This window comes from Methylomonas koyamae (assembly GCF_001644025.1).
In the GTDB taxonomy this organism is placed as follows: domain Bacteria; phylum Pseudomonadota; class Gammaproteobacteria; order Methylococcales; family Methylomonadaceae; genus Methylomonas; species Methylomonas koyamae_A.
This window is the reverse complement of the sequence record NZ_LUUK01000218.1, coordinates 1-17,341: the sequence shown is the minus strand read 5'-3', so window position 1 is coordinate 17,341 and position 17,341 is coordinate 1. Positions and strand designations below refer to the sequence as shown.

7 protein-coding genes are annotated in these 17,341 nt (G+C 54.6%); 6 read left to right on the top strand and 1 reads right to left on the bottom strand.

The genetic code is table 11. The features are described 5' to 3' along the window. Positions 1-36 precede the first annotated feature (36 nt). From A1355_RS21790 to A1355_RS21780, 3 genes are all read left to right on the top strand, one after another. On the top strand, positions 37-939 hold the full coding sequence (locus A1355_RS21790) for a serine/threonine protein kinase (RefSeq protein WP_064031390.1): 903 nt from the start codon (positions 37-39) through the stop codon (positions 937-939). 472 nt (positions 940-1,411) lie between these two features. Beyond that, a complete protein-coding gene (locus A1355_RS21785; protein WP_064031389.1) occupies positions 1,412-1,768 on the top strand; it encodes a nuclear transport factor 2 family protein in 357 nt (118 codons plus the stop codon). 42 nt (positions 1,769-1,810) lie between these two features. After that, positions 1,811-2,458 carry a glutathione S-transferase family protein gene (locus A1355_RS21780; RefSeq protein ID WP_064031388.1) on the top strand — a complete coding sequence of 216 codons (648 nt, stop codon included), beginning with the start codon at positions 1,811-1,813 and terminating at the stop codon, positions 2,456-2,458. Positions 2,459-2,581: 123 nt separating this feature from the next. Here A1355_RS21780 and A1355_RS21775 read toward each other — a convergent pair whose 3' ends face one another. Beyond that, positions 2,582-3,502, bottom strand: a complete 921-nt coding sequence (locus A1355_RS21775; protein WP_064031387.1) for an EamA family transporter — start codon at positions 3,500-3,502, stop codon at positions 2,582-2,584. A gap of 1,017 nt (positions 3,503-4,519) precedes the next feature. On the opposite strand from A1355_RS21775, the gene A1355_RS24840 reads away from it, so the two are divergent. The 3 genes from A1355_RS24840 to A1355_RS21760 all read left to right on the top strand — a co-directional run bounded on the left by A1355_RS24840 (position 4,520) and on the right by A1355_RS21760 (position 17,268). Beyond that, positions 4,520-5,596: a helix-turn-helix transcriptional regulator gene (locus tag A1355_RS24840; RefSeq protein WP_197471880.1), complete on the top strand. Its 1,077-nt coding sequence runs from the start codon at positions 4,520-4,522 to the stop codon at positions 5,594-5,596. A gap of 206 nt (positions 5,597-5,802) precedes the next feature. Continuing rightward, positions 5,803-13,083, top strand: a complete 7,281-nt coding sequence (locus A1355_RS21765) for a SpvB/TcaC N-terminal domain-containing protein (RefSeq protein ID WP_064031385.1) — start codon at positions 5,803-5,805, stop codon at positions 13,081-13,083. A gap of 603 nt (positions 13,084-13,686) precedes the next feature. Next, the gene (locus A1355_RS21760) at positions 13,687-17,268 is read left to right on the top strand and encodes a neuraminidase-like domain-containing protein (RefSeq protein ID WP_064031384.1); all 3,582 of its coding nucleotides are present in this window, start codon (positions 13,687-13,689) and stop codon (positions 17,266-17,268) included. Positions 17,269-17,341: the final 73 nt, after the last annotated feature.

The window sequence follows — 17,341 nt, the reverse complement described above, 5'->3', positions numbered from 1 at the left end:
CCTATAATCCAGAGCCTCAATCCGCGTTGCTTGCCCATGGCCGAATACTACGATCCCGAAACCTATCCTAAGCAGTGGAATTACCTGCAATCGGGCACCATTATAGATCAGTACATGATCGAGCGGGAATTGGCGCACGGCGGCTTCAGTTCGGTGTATCTGGCCAGGCAAATGGCCGATCAGGTACAAGTCGCGATTAAGGAATACCTGCCGCGCAAGCTGGCCCACCGCACCTGGAACAATGTGGTCGTGCCCAACGGCGACGAAGCCAAGGCGTTGTTCATGCGCGGCAGGGCCTTGTTTTTCGAGGAAGCCAAGGTATTGGCGATGCTCAAGCACCACAACATCGTCGACGTCATCAACTTCTTTCAGGCCAACGATACCGTGTACATGGTGATGGCCTACGACTACGGCGTCACCCTGGATAAAATTCTCCATAAACGGATGCTGCCGATCACCGAGGAATTCCTTTTGACCGTGTTTCGGCAATTGCTGACCGGTATCGAAGTCGTGCATCACAAGGGATTGGTACACTTGGACATCAAACCCGCCAACATTTTGATCCGTAGCGGCAACGATCCGCTGTTGCTGGATTTCGGCGCGATTCGCAAGATCTCGCTGTCGCCGCAACGCAGTCGAGCCAAGGTGCTGACCAACGGGTATTCGCCGATCGAACAATACGATAGCCAAGGCAATCTGGGACCTTGGTCCGACCTGTATGCGGTGGGCGCCAGTATGCGCGCCTGTTTGGATTGCCGGATTCCGATGTCGTCGCCCGACCGGGTCAAGCAAGACGATTTGCCGCCGGCCGTCAAGGCTTTCAAACGCCGTTACCCGGAATATCTGCTAAAGGCCATCGATTGGGCGATGGCGGTGTTTCCGGAACACCGTCCGCAAAGCGTCGCGCAAATGCAGGCGGCGCTGAGCCCGGCGGGTTAACGCGGCGTTCTTGGATCAAGTTACCCGATGCCGTCCGAGCCGGGCCTATGACGGCCGGCGAGTTTTTCTGAGGATGGCGGCTTCAGTTGTCGTCGCGAGGGATCGTTGGTAATGGGACGTGTCGGGTGTTTGCTCGGCGATCTTCGGATGGTATTTCAGAGGGTATTACGTATGATAAGTCCCTCCTGCGGTAGTCCTACGCCGGCGGACGGACATTCGCTAGGCGCGGTATCGCCGGCTGGCCCGAGCTTCTAGCCACCTGAAATAATCGGTAGAATATGCGCGCTCGCCGCAGTTTGGCTCTCTGGCCGGCCTGCCGAGCAGAAGACGGTTTTCGTCCCGGAATACCAACAATCCCCGCAGTGTGGAAACGGTTTCGGACGCGATAGCTAGCGGCCATGCGGTAACGTTTGATAAACGCATCAGCGCCGCGGACTGATTCGACAAGCACTCTCTCTTCAAGGGACGCCCAATGACCGAAGAATTTGCAGACCGCTTCGCCGCAGAATGGTTGCAAGCTTGGAACGACCGCGACCTGGCGCGTATCCTAGGCCATTATGCCGACTCAATCGAGTTTACCAGCCCGTTCGCGCAGGCTTTGCTGGGCGAAGCGAGCGGCACGGTAGTCGGCAAACCGGCCTTGCGGGACTATTTCCGGATCGGCCTAGGCAAATATCCCGATTTGCACTTCACGCTATTGCACGCATTGCCCGGCGTTGCTAGCCTGACCCTAGTTTACCGTAGCGTTAACGACTTGCTGGCCGCCGAAGTCATGGAAATCGATCAGGATGCCAAAATCACCCGCGTCAACGCGCATTATCGGCGTTAGCGCTCCGCGTTGATCCTTTTTGTTCGTCAGGAGCTAATCGACATGAGTCTGAGCTTAATCATCGGCAATAAGAAATATTCGTCCTGGTCGCTACGGCCCTGGCTATTTTTGAGACACCATGACATCGAATTTCAGGAAGTACGCATCCCGCTTTACCAGGCGGGCTCGAAAGCCGAAATCCAGCGCTACTCGGCGGCCGGCAAGGTGCCGGTGTTATGGGACGGAGAACTGCCTATTTGGGATTCTCTGGCGATTTTGGAATATTTGGCCGAGCGATTTCCGCAAACCCAAGGCTGGCCGGAAGATTTCGCCGAACGAGCACTGGCGCGCGCGTTGGCGGCCGAGATGCACAGCGGTTTCATGGCGCTGCGCGAACATTGCGGGATGAACGTCAGCCGGACGCCGGCCGCCAAAGCGCTGCCAGACGCCGCGAAGGCCGACGCGGCGCGGATCGACGCGATCTGGCGAGAATGCCGGCAACGCTACGCAGAGCGTGGACCTTGGCTATTTGGCCGCTTCACAATCGCCGATGCGATGTTCGCGCCGGTCGCGTTGCGCTTTCAGGCTTACGCCCTCCCCCACGGACCGGAATCTCGGGACTACATCGAAACCGTGTTGGCGGAGCCCGCCATGCAAGAATGGCTGGCGGCCGGTCGCGCCGAAACCGAGGTGTTGCCGCAGTTCGAATAAGCCGCTTGTCTCGACGTCCAGACGAAAACAGCATAGCGCTGTGTAAACCGAAAGCGCTAAGCCTACGCGAGCTAGCGCTAGCTTGCGGCGATGTTTTTTAAAACCAGTGCCAACGACGGTGCATTAGTCGTCCCCGCGCCGGGCCGCTTGCGGTTTCGGCCGCGCGGCACGCGAGCTATTCATGAAGAGGATAGAGCCGATGATGATCGCAGACGCGCCTAGAATACGTGGCGTCAGCGGCTCTTGGGCGAACCAATTTCCCAAAAACACCGCGACCAGCGGATTGACGTAGGCATACGTCGCCACCAGCGAGATCGAGGCGTTCTGCAACAACCACGCATAAGAGGCGAAACCGATCATCGAACCGAACACGATCAGGTAGGCCAATGCCAGCCATGACTCGGTGGATACCTCGGCGGGATCGAAAGCGCGCCACTCTTGGCCGAGCAGGCTGACCAGCAACAAGGCCATTCCGCCGCTCAGCATTTCCGCGCCGGTCGTCATCAAGGCCGATTTCGGCAAATCCGCGCTCTTACTGTAGATCGAACCGATCGCCCACAGCAAACTAGCCAACAGCAACGCCGCCACGCCGAAGATGTTTAACGGCATGCTTTCGGTATCCGCCGTCGGTCCGACCAGCAGATAAATGCCGGAAAAGCCGATGACCAAGCCAACGAGTACGCGCGGCGTCGGTCGGACGCCGTTCGGCCGAAGAGCGTCGGCAATCACCAGAAACATCGGCACGGCGCCGATGATCAGCGCGGTGAGCCCGGACGCCACGGTTTGCTCGGCCCAACACACCAAACCATTACCGCCGAGTAACAACAAGGTACCGACTATAGCGGCCGAACGCCACTGTCGTCCGGTCGGCGCGGCATCGCCGGCCAGCCGCCGCCAAGCCAGTAAAATCAGACCGGAAACGACGAAGCGAAAGCCCGCCGATAAGAAAGGCGGCAGCGTTTCGACGACGAAACGGATCATCAAATAGGTCGAGCCCCACACCAGATAGACCGCCAGCAACGCGGCCCAAATTTTCGCCTTCATCGCGCGCAAAACCGCGGGTCTCCGGGGCCTGAGCGCGTTGGTGCCCGCCGGCCCCCAAACGCCGGGTAAGGTCGCCAGAGATTCAAGTCCGGACGTTGGTTGGGCTTGGTTAAATCGGCATACGCTACAGCCTCGGCGGGACCCGCCAAGGCGGGTTCGATCGTCGACGCTGCGTCGATTCGATCAGTCGAAACGTTGCTATGCCAAAGAATCCGTGTTTCCGGGTAGCCGATCGGATGGTGTCTCGAAAACAAGCCGGGATACCGGGTTTGAGAGGCATTGTTGTGACGGTCGAAAGTCGTGGCCGGAGCCATCGATCGATCTTCGCGCTGAGCATTTGCTTGCATTGGGTTCTAGGAATCGTTAGGCGTGAAAGTGGAGTGGGCTAAGGCACGCGCCCAGGTTGGTCTCGCACATAAAAGTCGCAAGTTTACCCTGAGTTGGTCAATGACGGGGGAAGCGCAGAGGAGCGTCGTTTCGATCAACTCCCCTTTGGACCATGTGAAACCGCCCCGATTAAATCAAGCGAAATAAGTGGGACAAGGGTAAAGGCTTATCTGGTTCTGCAATAACAAATTTCAATGTATCGGTGAAAAGCTTATATCGGCTATTCGCAGCTTCCAAGTTAGCCGCCGGGCTACCAAAACGCTCAAACGGCCTAAGTGTCCTCCGAGACACAGCTACAACGAGTCGCTTTGAAGACCATTTATTTTAGCGGCTTGAAATAGGCAAGCAATTTAGCGGAGTACCCGCGTATTTTAAGTGGTTATGTCGCGTGCGAATGGGTATTTAATATGTGAAATATTACCTTGCATATAATCTGAACTCTGCATCGCGCTTAAATTCAACGATTTTATTTGCTTCGGGGATATGTTCTGCAAGAAACTGCACGCGTGTCCACTAAGGCTGTGCGCTATTTACCAAGACAGTCCGCAGTTTGAGATTTACATTAAACGCCGGAAGCTAAATCGCATTGCGATATTAGTTAATTTTTCACATCGTAAAAGAGAATGTCGTATGAGAAAAAGTCACGCATTGGCCTATTTACGCCAAATTTGTTGCTCAAATTTAAGTAGTGAATTAATCACGACTGAGTTTCTGCGAGCGATTCCGAATCTTATTCAATCGAATAGTAATACTTTTTCGGTATGCGATCAGCAACTACGCTCTATTTATCACCTGACGGGATTCGATTTAGGGTATCTGGCGCTCGCTGTTCCGAACGTATTAAGGGATCACCATACCAAGGAGCGACTCGTTCGGGTCGCCAATTGGTTTCGGCAATCGCCAACGCTTGACGACCCTCGTATCGTGGATGATCAATTTTACAAATCCGATGTCTACAATATTATTTATCGAGCCTTCGATATGCATTACACGAGCTGGATTAAAGTGCCTATTAACGACAGTCAGGTTGGCGTGTTGGGTTTATATCGGTCAAAAAAACAGGCCGATTTTAGCAGCGGCGATCGAAATCAAATAACCAGCTTAATCGCCTATCTTTCGCACGCCTATCAGGCAAAGCCTAACCAAGCCACCGAGTATGGAAACACCGCATCCCAGGGAATGTTAATTATGAATCCGGAGGGGAGGTTAATTTATCAATGTCCGGAAGCTAAACGCTTAATACAGTTAGCCGATACGCCAAGAACATTGATTGACAGGCGCCAGAATAACCGGCTACTGGAAAATCTAAAGAAACTAGCTGATGATCTAGTCAGTATCCATCGCGGCAAAGAGAGCGCCATCCCGGCATTCGATCGCGTAAACCCCTACGGCGCCTTTAGCTTTAAAGGTTATTGGTTAAATAATCTCGATTCAGACAGTAACAATATGATTGGCGTCACCGTGAAATACCGTGAGCCAATCGAGTTAAAGTTATTAAGGGCTGTTCGGAACTTTCCGTTGTCGCCGACGCAAAAGGAAGTCGCGATGTTATTGGCCAAAGGCATATCGTTCGAGCAAATTGGTCGAAAACTGCATATTAAGCAAAATACCGTGAAAGACCACGCCGGAAAAATATATTTAAAACTGAATATCCGGCAGCGCGGCGATTTATTGCCTTTGCTTCTGAGCGTCAACTCTGTTCATTGATTAACGAACCCGGCGGGTTAAGGCTGTAGCGAATTGGCATACGCGGACCCGACTAGAGGACAGTTTTGCCCAAATACCCCCTTTGCAGAGGATGTTTGGGCAAGGTTGCGTTGTATACGCTATGGCCTAAGTCAATGCGTTAGGCCTGTTTAGCCTATGCCTTAATCTGAAAACCGCAACGATACGACCAAATTTTCGGTACCTAAATGAGCAACAAATCAGGCACATCCAGTCAAATCATCGGCTTGCCGCAAGGCGGCGGGGCAATTCATGGCTTAGGCGAAAAGTTTTCTCCCGACTTACATACCGGCACCGGGAACTTCAGCGTACCGATTGCGCTGCCTTCCGGGCGCAACGGCTTCCAACCGCATTTGACGCTCGGTTACAGTACCGGTAGCGGCAACGGCCCGTTCGGATTTGGCTGGGCACTGAGCGTGCCTGGCGTGATGCGTAAAACGTCCGGCGGTCTGCCGCGCTACGACGACCGTAGCGACACCTTCTTGCTGTCCGGCGCGGAAGATTTGGTACCGGTCAACGAAGCCAGCGGCATTACCCGTTACCGCCCTCGTTCGGAAGGGCTGTTTGCCCGCATCGTTCATCGCCGCGATAAGGTACGTGACTATTGGCAAGTCTCGAGCAAGGACGGTCTGGTCAGTTACTACGGTTCCGCGGCAACCGCCGCGCCGGAACTGGCGACGATTGCCGACCCGAACGACCGGCAGCGAATATTCGCCTGGAAACTCAGCCAAACCGTCGATCCCTTCGGCAATCGCATCGACTATGTCTACGAACGCGACCATCAGCCGGAAGGCGCTACGCGCCGTTGGGATCAACTTTACCTATCCGAATTGCGCTACGCGGACTACGGCGATCCCGCCAATCCGCACTTCCTGGTCCGGGTGCGTTTTGTTTACGCAGACCGCCCGGACCCTTTTTCCGACTACCGCGCCGGCTTCGAGGTACGTACGACGCGCCGCTGCGTTCGGATCGAGATCTATACCCAAGCCGATCAAGAAAGGCTGACTCGCAACTATCATTTGGACTATCTCGATCAACTTGGTGACGCGGATTTGCCGGCCAACGGGGCTTCTTTACTTGCTCGGATTCGCGTCGAAGGCCGCGACGGACAAGCTACGGAGTTTCTGCCGCCGTTGACTTTCGACTACAGCCGTTTTCAACCAAAGGCGCAAACCTTTTTTGCCGTAAGAGGCCCATTGCCGGCGGCGTCGCTAGCCCATCCCGAATACGAATTGGCCGATCTGTTCGGTAACGGTTTGCCGGACATCGTGCAACTGAACGGTACCGCCCGCTATTGGCGTAATCTTGGCGATGGCCGTTTCGCCGAGCCGCGACCCATGGCCGACGCGCCGGCCGGCTTGAATTTGGGTCAGGCGGGCGTGCAATTGATCGATGCCGACGGCGACGGCCGTATCGATTTGCTGGTGCACCGAGACAATCTGTCCGGCTATTTCCCGTTGCGCTACGACGGCCTATGGGATAAAAGCGCCTTTCGCCGTTATACCGTGGCCCCCAGCTTTAACTTCCAGGACCCAGAAGTCAAACTGGTCGATCTGACCGGCGACGGCGTGACCGATGCCATTCGCAGTAGTAACCGCCTCGAAGTTTTCTTCAACGACCGCAATGTTGGCTGGCAGGCCAGCCGGGCTGTCGAACGTCAAGCCTTGGAGCGCTTCCCCAACGTCAATTTCTCGGATCCGCGCGTCAAATGGGGCGATTTCAGCGGAGACGGTCTGCAAGACATCGCACTGATTCATGACGGCAACGTCAGCTATTGGCCCAATCTTGGATACGGCGATTGGGGCGCTCGCGTCGCGATGGCGCATAGTCCGCGATTGCCCTACGGTTACGACCCGAAACGGATCTTGATCGACGATATCGACGGCGACGGACTGGCCGACATCGTCTACGTGGACGATCGCAAAGTCCTGATCTGGATTAATCAGAGCGGAAACCGGTGGAGCGACCCCATCGAAATCACCGGCACCCCGGCGGTTACCGACATCGATGCGATTCGCCTGGTGGATTTACTGGGCAGCGGCCATCGCGGCTTGTTGTGGAGCCGCGATGCCGACGGCTCGGGCCGGCCGCCGATGTATTTCCTGGATTTTTGCGGCGGCGTCAAGCCGTATTTATTGACGCAAATGGACAACCACATGGGGGCGCTGACCCAAGTCGCTTACGCGCCGTCCACGCGTTTTTATCTGGAGGACCAAGCGCATCCGGCCTATCGTTGGCAAACCCCGCTGCCGATGCCGGTGCAAGTGGTTGCCAAGGTCGAAGTCATCGACCAAATTTCCCAAGGCAAACTCACCAGCGAATACCGTTACCGCCACGGCTATTGGGACGGTGCGGAGCGCGAATTTCGAGGCTTCGGCCGGGTCGATCAGCTCGACAGCGAAGTCTTTGCCGACTTTCACGGTAGTGGACTGCACGGCGGGCGAGCTTTTGAAGCGGTGGGCGCCGAACAGTTTTCGCCGCCGCTGGAAACCCGCACTTGGTTTCATCAAGGACCGGTCGGGGACGAATTCGGCGATTGGCGGGAACTGGACTGCCGGTCCGAATTTTGGCCCGGAGATACCAACGCCTTGGACCGCCCGGCGGCCGTCACCGCCAAGCTCAATTCGCTACCCAGGCGGCGTAAGCGCGACGCTCTCAGAGCGTTACGCGGCAGCGTTTTGCGCACCGAGTTGTATGCGCTGGACGGTAGTGAACGGGAAAATCGGCCCTACACCGTCACCGAACACCTTCAGGGAGTGCGCGAAGAAGTTCCGCCGCCGAACGATAGCGGCCGACCGGGGATTTATTTCGCCTATGGGTTGGCCGAACGCACCAGCCAGTGGGAGCGCGGCAACGAGCCGTTGACGCAATTGGCATTCACGGCCGAACCCGATCAATACGGCCGCTCGACCGCGGCATTGGCGATTGCCGTGCCGCGCGGCCGCGATTACCGGTCGGCAGCTTCCGGCCCGGTATCGCCTTATCTGGCGACCGTTAGCGAAACCGTATACGCGAAACGCGACGACGACCGGCGCTACCTGATCGACCGGACCGTCAAGATCAGCCAATACCAAGTGATCAACGACGGAAAACTATCGGCGTCGATGCTGTGGAGTGCCGTGCAATCCGGCAAAGCGGCCAGCCAGTTGTTCGCGCAAACCTTGAATTTCTACGACGGGCCGGCGTTCGCCGGTTTGCCGTTCGGGCAATTGGGCGATTTCGGCGCACTGACCCGGACCGAGAACCTGGTATTCACCGACGCGCAATTGAAAGTCCTCTACGGTGCGGCCGACCCGATTGCCGATCCGGCTCCCGGCGATCAATCCCTGGCCGGCATCGGCAAGCACGCGGGAGCGGCCGAAGGGATGACCCATAAAGCATCGCGACGATCCGCCGCGTCTCTGGCCCTTCTCACGATCCCCCCCTATCTGCAACCGGCCGGCGCGACCTGGAACGACGACTATCCCGCCGAGTTTCATACCCTACCCGGCTTAGTCGGTTACGTTTACCGTCCTAGCGGCGCCGGCGCGATGTCGGCGCCGGGCTATTTCGTTGTGACGGCCGCGCATGCTTACGATTTTCAAAGCGACAATGCGTCGGGCAAACCTCGCGGGCTGTTGTTACAGCAGCGCGACCCGCTAGGCCGCGCGACAACGATTGCCTACGATGTCTACCAATTGTTACCGGTTCGAGTCCTAGACCCGTTGGGTCTGATGGTCGAAGCCGAATACGATTACCGCGTCCTGCAAGCCGCATGCGTTACCGACCCTAACGGCAATCGCAGCCGAGCGCGCTTCACGCCGCTGGGCCTGCCTCGAGCCACACTGATACAAGGTAAGGCGGATGCCGCCGAAGGCGACATCGATAGGCCCAGTATCGAGATGGAGTACGACTTGACGGCGTTCGGCGAACGCGGCCAACCGGTCTCGGTGCGTACTCGCCGCTATCAATATCACGACAGCGACAGTGACGTACCGCTGCCGCAACGCGACGAAACTATCGACAGCGTCGAATATTCCGACGGCTTCGGTCGCTTGCTGCAAACCAGGGTGCAGTCGGAAGAGATTCGCTTCGGCGACGCCACGTTCGGCGGCGGCATTTTGCCTATCGATCAAGCCGACGCCGCCGGCACCAAGTTGGCGTTTACCGGCGACCGCAACGCCGAGGCCGACCAACCCAACGTGCTGGTCAGCGGTTGGCAGATTTACGACAACAAGGGTCGGGTGGTCGAAAAATACGAGCCGTTTTATAGTCGGGGTTGGGTTTACGCCGCACCCGGCGAAGCGCAGCTCGGCCAAAAGGCGATCATGAGCTACGATCCGCGCGGTCAGGTAATCCGCACCTTGAACCCGGACGGCTCCGAGCAACGGGTGATTTACGGCGTGCCTACCGACTTGGCCGAGCCCGAGCAATTCGCGCCGACACCTTGGGAAGCCTATACCTACGACGCCAACGACAACGCCGGCCGCACCCATGCCGCGACGTCGCAAGCCTTCCAAAGCCACTGGAACACGCCGGCCAGTATACTCATCGACGCGTTGGGCCGCACCGTGCAGGCCACGGCGCGGAACGGCGCCAGTCCGGCCGATTGGTATGTCACCCGGTCCGACTACGATATTCGCGGGAATTTGCTCAGCGTTACCGACGCATTGAACCGAGTCGCTTTCCGTTACGACTACGACTTGTTGAATCGGCCTTGGCGCACGGAGAGTATCGATGCCGGCCTGCGGCGCACGGTACTGGATGCGATCGGCAATCCGCTCGAACAACGCGACGGCAAGGGCGCGTTAACCCTGCACGGTTACGACGAAGGGAATCGTCCGAACCGGCTGTGGGCCAGGGACGGCCTCAACCAAACGTTGACGCTACGCGAAGTGTCGATTTACGGCGACCGGCCAGAATCGGGTTTGAGCGCGGATGCGGCGCGGCGGCAAAATCTGCTCGGCAAGTTGGTTCAACATTACGACGAAGCCGGATTAGTCAGCGTGCCGGGCTACGACTTCAAAGGCAATCCGCTCAGCCAAAGCCGGCAGGTGCTTAGCGACGCCACGTTGCTGAGCGTTTACCAAAACGGCGCCGCGCGCAATTGGGCCGTCGACGCATATCGCATCGATTGGCAGGCGCCGGCAGGCACCACGCTGGCCGCGCATGCGCAAACCCTGTTGGATGCTAACGTCTACGAAACGACCTCAAGCTTCGACGCGCTGAATCGCATCAAGCGCCTGCAATACCCCAAGGATGTCACCGGCCAGCGCCATGAGCTTTTGCCGGTCTACAACCGGGCCGGCGGCTTGGCGCAAGTCAAACTTAACGGCCAGCTATTCGTGCAACAAATTGCCTATAGCGCCAAGGGCCAACGGGTGTTGGTGGCCTACGGCAACGGCGTGATGAGCCGCTATGCTTACGATCCACGCACCTTTCGCTTGTCGCGGCTACGAACCGAGCGCTACAGCCAGCCGGAAGCCGATCGTTACCAGCCGAATGGCGAAGCCTTGCAGGATTTTGCCTACCGTTACGATCTGGTCGGCAATATCTTGCAAATCGAAGACCGCGTCCAGGGCAGCGGCATCTTGAATAATCCGGCCGCCGCCTCGGTCGCCGACAATGCCCTCAAGCAACAACTCGCATCCGGCGACGCACTGCTGCGCCAGTTTGCCTACGATCCGATCTACCGATTGCTGTCCGCCACCGGCCGCGAATGCGACCAAGCGCCGGAAACGCCACCCTGGCTGGATCAGCCGCGTTGCACCGACCTGACCCGTACTCGCGCCTATAGCCAGCAATACCGCTACGACGCACTGGGCAATATGCTGGAAATGAAGCACCAATTAGCCGACGGCGCTCGCAACCGGGTGTTTACCAATGCCGCCGGCAATAACCGCTTGGACACGGTGACGATAGGCCAAGGCGTTTACCGCTACGCCTACGATGCCAACGGCAACATGCTGTCCGAACATCAAACCCGCCGGTTCGATTGGGACCACGGCGACCGTCTAAAAGCCTTCCGAATTCAGGTGGCCGGTAGCGAGCCTTCGGTACACGCGCAATATCTGTACGACGCCGGCGGCATGCGGGTGAAAAAACTCACCCGCAAGCAAGGCGGCGAGTATACCGTTACCGTCTACATCGGCGGCTTGTTCGAATACCACCGCGCGGTGCAAGGCGCCACCGTCCAGGAAAACAACACCCTGCACGTCATGGACGACCAGTCGCGCATCGCGCTAGTTAGAGTCGGCACGCCTTTCCCAGACGACACTACTCCGGCGATCAAATACCACTTGGGCGATCATCTAGGCAGTAGCCATGTGGTCATAAGCGGCGACGGAGTCTGGCTGAACCGTGAGGAATACACGCCATACGGGGAAACCAGCTTCGGCAGTTTTGCCAGGAAACGCTACCGGTTTACCGGCAAGGAGCGGGATGAGGAAAGCGGCTTGAATTACCACGCGGCCAGGTATTACGCGGCTTGGCTGGGTAAGTGGGTGAGTGCGGATCCGATTGGGATCAACGGCGGAACCAACCTGTATCAATACTGCAAAAGTAATCCAATTAATTTCTGTGACCTTAGCGGAACAGATATTTCAGATATAAATAAAAACTTAGATACCAATCATGACAAACAAATTTCACTCCACGAACTTAGTAAAGGGTTTAGTACAGGGTCGGTTTGCAGCAATATTTCCCTCAGAGACTGGGCCAATACGATGTCGTTTAACACCAGTGGTTACAGTGTTGATAATAATGTCCAGAAGTTAATTAACGATATTCACAAAGACACAGTATCCCAAGCAATCTCTTCGCAGATTAAAGCGGCTGAATCCGATGAAAAACTATTGCGAATGGATGCGGATGGCCGGACGTATACAAAGCGAGAAGATAGAGCCGCAGCGAAACGAGAACACGCTGAAAGTTTGGATCCGAAAAAACAACTTACCAAACTAGCGACTACGGGATGCTTGTTAGTGGCTGAATATTGTGCGTTGTCGAAATCCATTTATCATTCGGCTACCGGCGATCCAAAGCAAGCCGTAGTGGATCTGGCGAAAGTACTATTCAGCAAACTGGCTGGAAAAACCTTAGAGTCAATGGGAGGAAAGGTTGCGCCCCCTTTCAATCCTACCGAAGATTTAGAAATTTTATTAAGCCATCAGCTCGCAAAAGGATCAACCGTACAAATGGAAACTAAGATGGGAGGGGTGTTTCTCACGTCGGAATTTAAGTTTGCAGGGGAAGTACTTTCGGCAAAAGTGCCCCTTGTTATCAATCAGGGCGAAGGATGGACGCTGACTAAAGCCATCTTGTCTTTTAAAAACCAAACCGTGAACGTCGCCAAGCGTTTAGGCGCTTCTACCATACGCTTCGAAGCGGGAACGGTGATAAATTCAGGCATAAGAGACATGTTGCGTAAGTTTGGTTTTCAACAACGAACCGATGATAGCCTGGACTGGTTTCTAGAATTGAAATTATAAGTTCGATTAATAACTCGGCTCGTAGGGACTGGTGTTTTGCCGAACACCAGCCCGCGTAGGTACGATTAGCGATAGCATAATCGTACGCGTTAATCGAAACTGTGAACGTTTTTCAGCGCCCGATTACGTTTCACTTATTCGAATTACGTTCCATTTAATGTGGAACGTGAGAACGGGAAATGAAAATCCGGTGGATTGAATATCTTGTCCAATAAAACGGGATGCAAATAACTGACCGATCGATCGATTGCCGAGAAGGGCTGGCCTTAAATAGCGCTTTCCCACTGTTTGTCGCCTAGCCCATGACTCTGATCGAGCGTCGACGAACCTCGACGAACCTTGGAGAAGCTACGGCAGGAAGGCTATTTAGGTATTTGGTTAATAGAAACTACGTTAGATAAAAACGATTTAAGAAGTCGGTGCATCAGGCAGGGTTTATTGATGCAAGACCGAGTTTACCATCCAGATTAACCCGGCAATCGCTGAATGGCTACCCGCCGCAGGTCGGTAATTGTCAGCCATAGACCAAGCATGGAGCCTTGCAGGTTTTCGGGTGTCGACCTATGCATTATCACTGTTATTTGAATTTACTTGAGATTAAACATGAAAAAAACACTAAATTACCAAAATAGTTTGCAAGAATTTCCCGCAAAAATAATTAAGACCGCAGCAAATTCATCGATGGTGAAGCCTATATATGTAAAAATCGACGTCGCGATTTCGAAACTCAATGGCCAAACCGCTTCCCCCGACATGATGGTTCTTGATCCTAATATCGTTATAGAGGGTACGTTGTACGCAGAAGACCGATTTCGAGATGCAGTTGACGGGGAAGGTCAGTCCATTCCTGGCGAAATACGGGATATAACCAGCTATATCGCCCAAATATATGTCCGAATTGGCAACGGCAGTAACTTCACCGACTACCAGGCTATATCGACCAATAATAGTAAAAAGTGGAGTACTTGGGCGACCTCCAATATCGCCGTGCCATACGGTTATGCCGACGGAAACGGTCGTTTGACGCTTTCAGTCCATGCGATCTATCTCTATCCGTACGACGGTTATTATTTAAATTATGAAGGCACGCAGAACCTTTCGGTCATAATCGACAATACCGATCCCAGCCTGACTATCGTCACGCCACAACCGGACGAAACCTTTGTTTTGACCGGCGATTCCGTCAAGGTCCCTTTGGAACTGAAGGCTACCGACAATAGCGGAATTAAACAAGTAAAGTGGTCTCTGAACGGCTCGGACTTTCAACAGCTTGTCTTAGATTCCGATCATCGTGCGCGTACGGAATTTTTTGTTACCGAGCCCCAACTTTACAAAATTGATGTCGAAGTAACCGATATTTTCAACCGGTCGGTTCATAGTTCGTTAAATATAGAGGTAGTACCGCCATATAGCGTGTCGGATCCGGAAAACGTTACCGGCGCGATCTCTTATCTGGGCGATCTATTGAAATTTTGCGCCAAGCGCATCGATAGCGGTAGTGGAAGCGGCGATGAAGACAAGCTTCCGAACGCCGACGATTTCGGCCGAATTTGTTGCCAGCGTTACATCTCGCTTGCGAACCCGGAAAACCGCGCGATGACAATGCGCAGCGTTCGGCAATCGCGCATTGCGATCGAAGTGTTGCGTGATTACATTACCACGCGGCAAATAGCTGGAGCGACTATGGCATCCCCCGCTTACCTGAGACGTGCTTACGAGGCATTATTAAATCAACTGGGTACGTCGATCGACGAAATCCGACAAGCGGCCTACGCTTCCGAAGATAGTCGTCTGGCGCTGGCCGACCGGTTGGGAATCGGTGCGGACAATTTCCAAAGTTTGGTCGTCACCGGGGATCAATTTACCGAAACCGTTTTGGAAAACTTGTTCGGTTTTGCCGATACCACCACGTTGAACGATCCATTCGCACCGAATGCGATACCTCCACTGTATTTGCGCAAGCGGCGAGTGTTTCTGAGAGCTCAATGGCGGCGGCAAGACGACGCTGTACGGGGAGACGCATTTCCCGAGATTCCGGTGCCGATCCTGGACCCGGATCGGGTATATGTCGATGACTTGCTGTCGCAATCGGTAAAAGACTTCTACAACGCGCGTAAAAGTCAACTTGATCAGTTCGATACGGCCTTGCGGCAATTGCCGGGAAGCGGCGCGGCCTTATTCGAATCGGCAGTGGAACTGGGCCTGGGAGCCGGGCAGTTCGATCACTTCAAAGTCTTGGTCGCCGATTACCGGCAAGGGAGTGATATCGATGAACCGTTAAAAGCCCTTTACCTCGAAAATGCAGCATTCGTATTCTTACAGAATCAGTACTCTAATCTGATCGCGGGCCTAGAGTTGTTGTCGCCAGAATGGGACAGCATATTTGCGATCCTGGTGCAGGTTAAAAAGCTGCGCGATTTGTATACCGGTTGGCGGCAAGAGGAAGTCAACGTAGCCTTGACTTTCGGCCCGGACGACTTTGCCACGTATATATCGAATGACTCCGACCCGCTTCCGGCTTGGCGGTCGTCGTGCGCGTTACGCCAGGACTGGGAGCATCGGCTGAAAGCCCGTGTCGACGCGGATGCCGTCACGCGCGAACAATTAATCGCCGCAGTAGCGGCTGCGGAAACCGCGGCCTTGCCGCTGTTGCGCGAGCAGTTGTTGAACATCGTCGCTCAAGCTGCCCAATCTACGGAAGATACCGATATCGCCGAACAGCTCACTCGTGAGTTGTTTTTCGATTTCAAAGCCAGCGGTCAAAGACAGTTGACGCGAATCGATCAAGCGCTCGAAACCTTGCAGTCACTAATGGCGGAGTTGCGGCGAGAACGTTTGGCGACCAGAAAGCCCGTCGTTGGCAACAATCTGACTAGTCAATGGCGTTTAAATGTCGATCCGGAGAAATTCGACGAAGAATGGCAATGGATGAGTGATTTTGCCGCCTGGCGCTCAGCGATGAATATATTCTTATTCCCGGAAAATTTTCTTGACGCCGACAATCGCCAACTGCCGCCGGAAACGCCTATCAATCCGTCACCTCAAGGGCAGTCCGTTTCCTTCCACCGGGAACTGGTGTTACCCCTGACCTCCATGCCGAGAATCACAAACGGCGCCGCCCGAGAATTGGCAGCCAAATATCTGAGCGCTATTCGGTCGGAAATTCCTGAAGCCGAAACTTTTTTACAAGCGTTCGTGTTGCGGGAGCCGGCTTCGTTAATGGTGGCTAAGGATTTACGCGTTAAAAGTGACCATATCGTTCAAGAAACAACACCAAACGCGACTAAGTTTCAAGACGTGCGGGAGTGGGCACAGGAAGTGTTTTATTTCGTTCCGATGCTATTGGCCAAATATTTGACAATATCCGGGGATTACACAACCGCGTTGGACTGGTATCGCGCGGTTTATGCTCATACGATGCCCGGCAATCCGAAAATCTACAAAGGCTTGGAGTTGGAGGAGGACGATCCTTCGGATTTTGCCCTCACCGATGATTGGCTCACCAACGATTTTAACCCACATAAAATCGCCCAAACCCGAGGTAATGTCTACACTCGACACACGGTAGCAGCGATTAGCCAATGCTTATTATCATGGGCGGACGAGCTATATACCCAAGAAACGTCCAGAAGTCTTTCCTTGGCGCGAATTCGTTATAGCGAAGCGCTCGATTTGCTTTATCTGCCGGTAATGCGCGACAACGCCGAATTAGATGGAAAAGTTCTGGAAAATAGTCTGGTCGGAGCGTTACGCAAACGCGGTGAGACGAATTTGTCCAAGCTTAGGAGTGGGTTAAATATTGCAGGTCAGGAAATGGCCGGACAATCGTCGGCCGGTAGTGTCGAGATACGTCGTCCGACGCCTTACCGTTATCAAACACTAATAGAACGCGCCAAGCAACTCACATCGCTGGCGGGAGAAATCGAAGCGAGTTTTCTGACGACTTTGGAAAAGTTCTCTGCGGAAAGTTATACGCAGAGCCAGGCTAATCAGGCACTGGAAATATCCAATAAACAAGTAGAATTGGAAAGTAAGCGCAATCTCGAGGCAACCGACAGTATCGAATTGGCTAACTTACAATTGGTCCGTTCTCAATTTCAGGTCGGATATTACAGTAACTTAATTGGCGCCGGCTTAAATAGTCTCAACTTTAGACACAGCGATGGCCTCACCGCGCCGGCTTGATCTCAATACGAAGGGGCGGTGTAGCGATTGAACAGAGGATTATCAGGCAAGTGCTCGATCAAGGTGACAATCG

Bases quoted from the DNA above. Each gene is read 5' to 3' on its own strand.
- A1355_RS21790 (WP_064031390.1), top strand. From the start codon at position 37: ATGGCCGAATACTACGATCCCGAAACCTATCCTAAGCAGTGGAATTAC.
- A1355_RS21785 (WP_064031389.1), top strand. From the start codon at position 1,412: ATGACCGAAGAATTTGCAGACCGCTTCGCCGCAGAATGGTTGCAAGCT.
- A1355_RS21780 (WP_064031388.1), top strand. From the start codon at position 1,811: ATGAGTCTGAGCTTAATCATCGGCAATAAGAAATATTCGTCCTGGTCG.
- A1355_RS21775 (WP_064031387.1), bottom strand. From the start codon at position 3,502: ATGAAGGCGAAAATTTGGGCCGCGTTGCTGGCGGTCTATCTGGTGTGG.
- A1355_RS24840 (WP_197471880.1), top strand. From the start codon at position 4,520: ATGAGAAAAAGTCACGCATTGGCCTATTTACGCCAAATTTGTTGCTCA.
- A1355_RS21765 (WP_064031385.1), top strand. From the start codon at position 5,803: ATGAGCAACAAATCAGGCACATCCAGTCAAATCATCGGCTTGCCGCAA.
- A1355_RS21760 (WP_064031384.1), top strand. From the start codon at position 13,687: ATGAAAAAAACACTAAATTACCAAAATAGTTTGCAAGAATTTCCCGCA.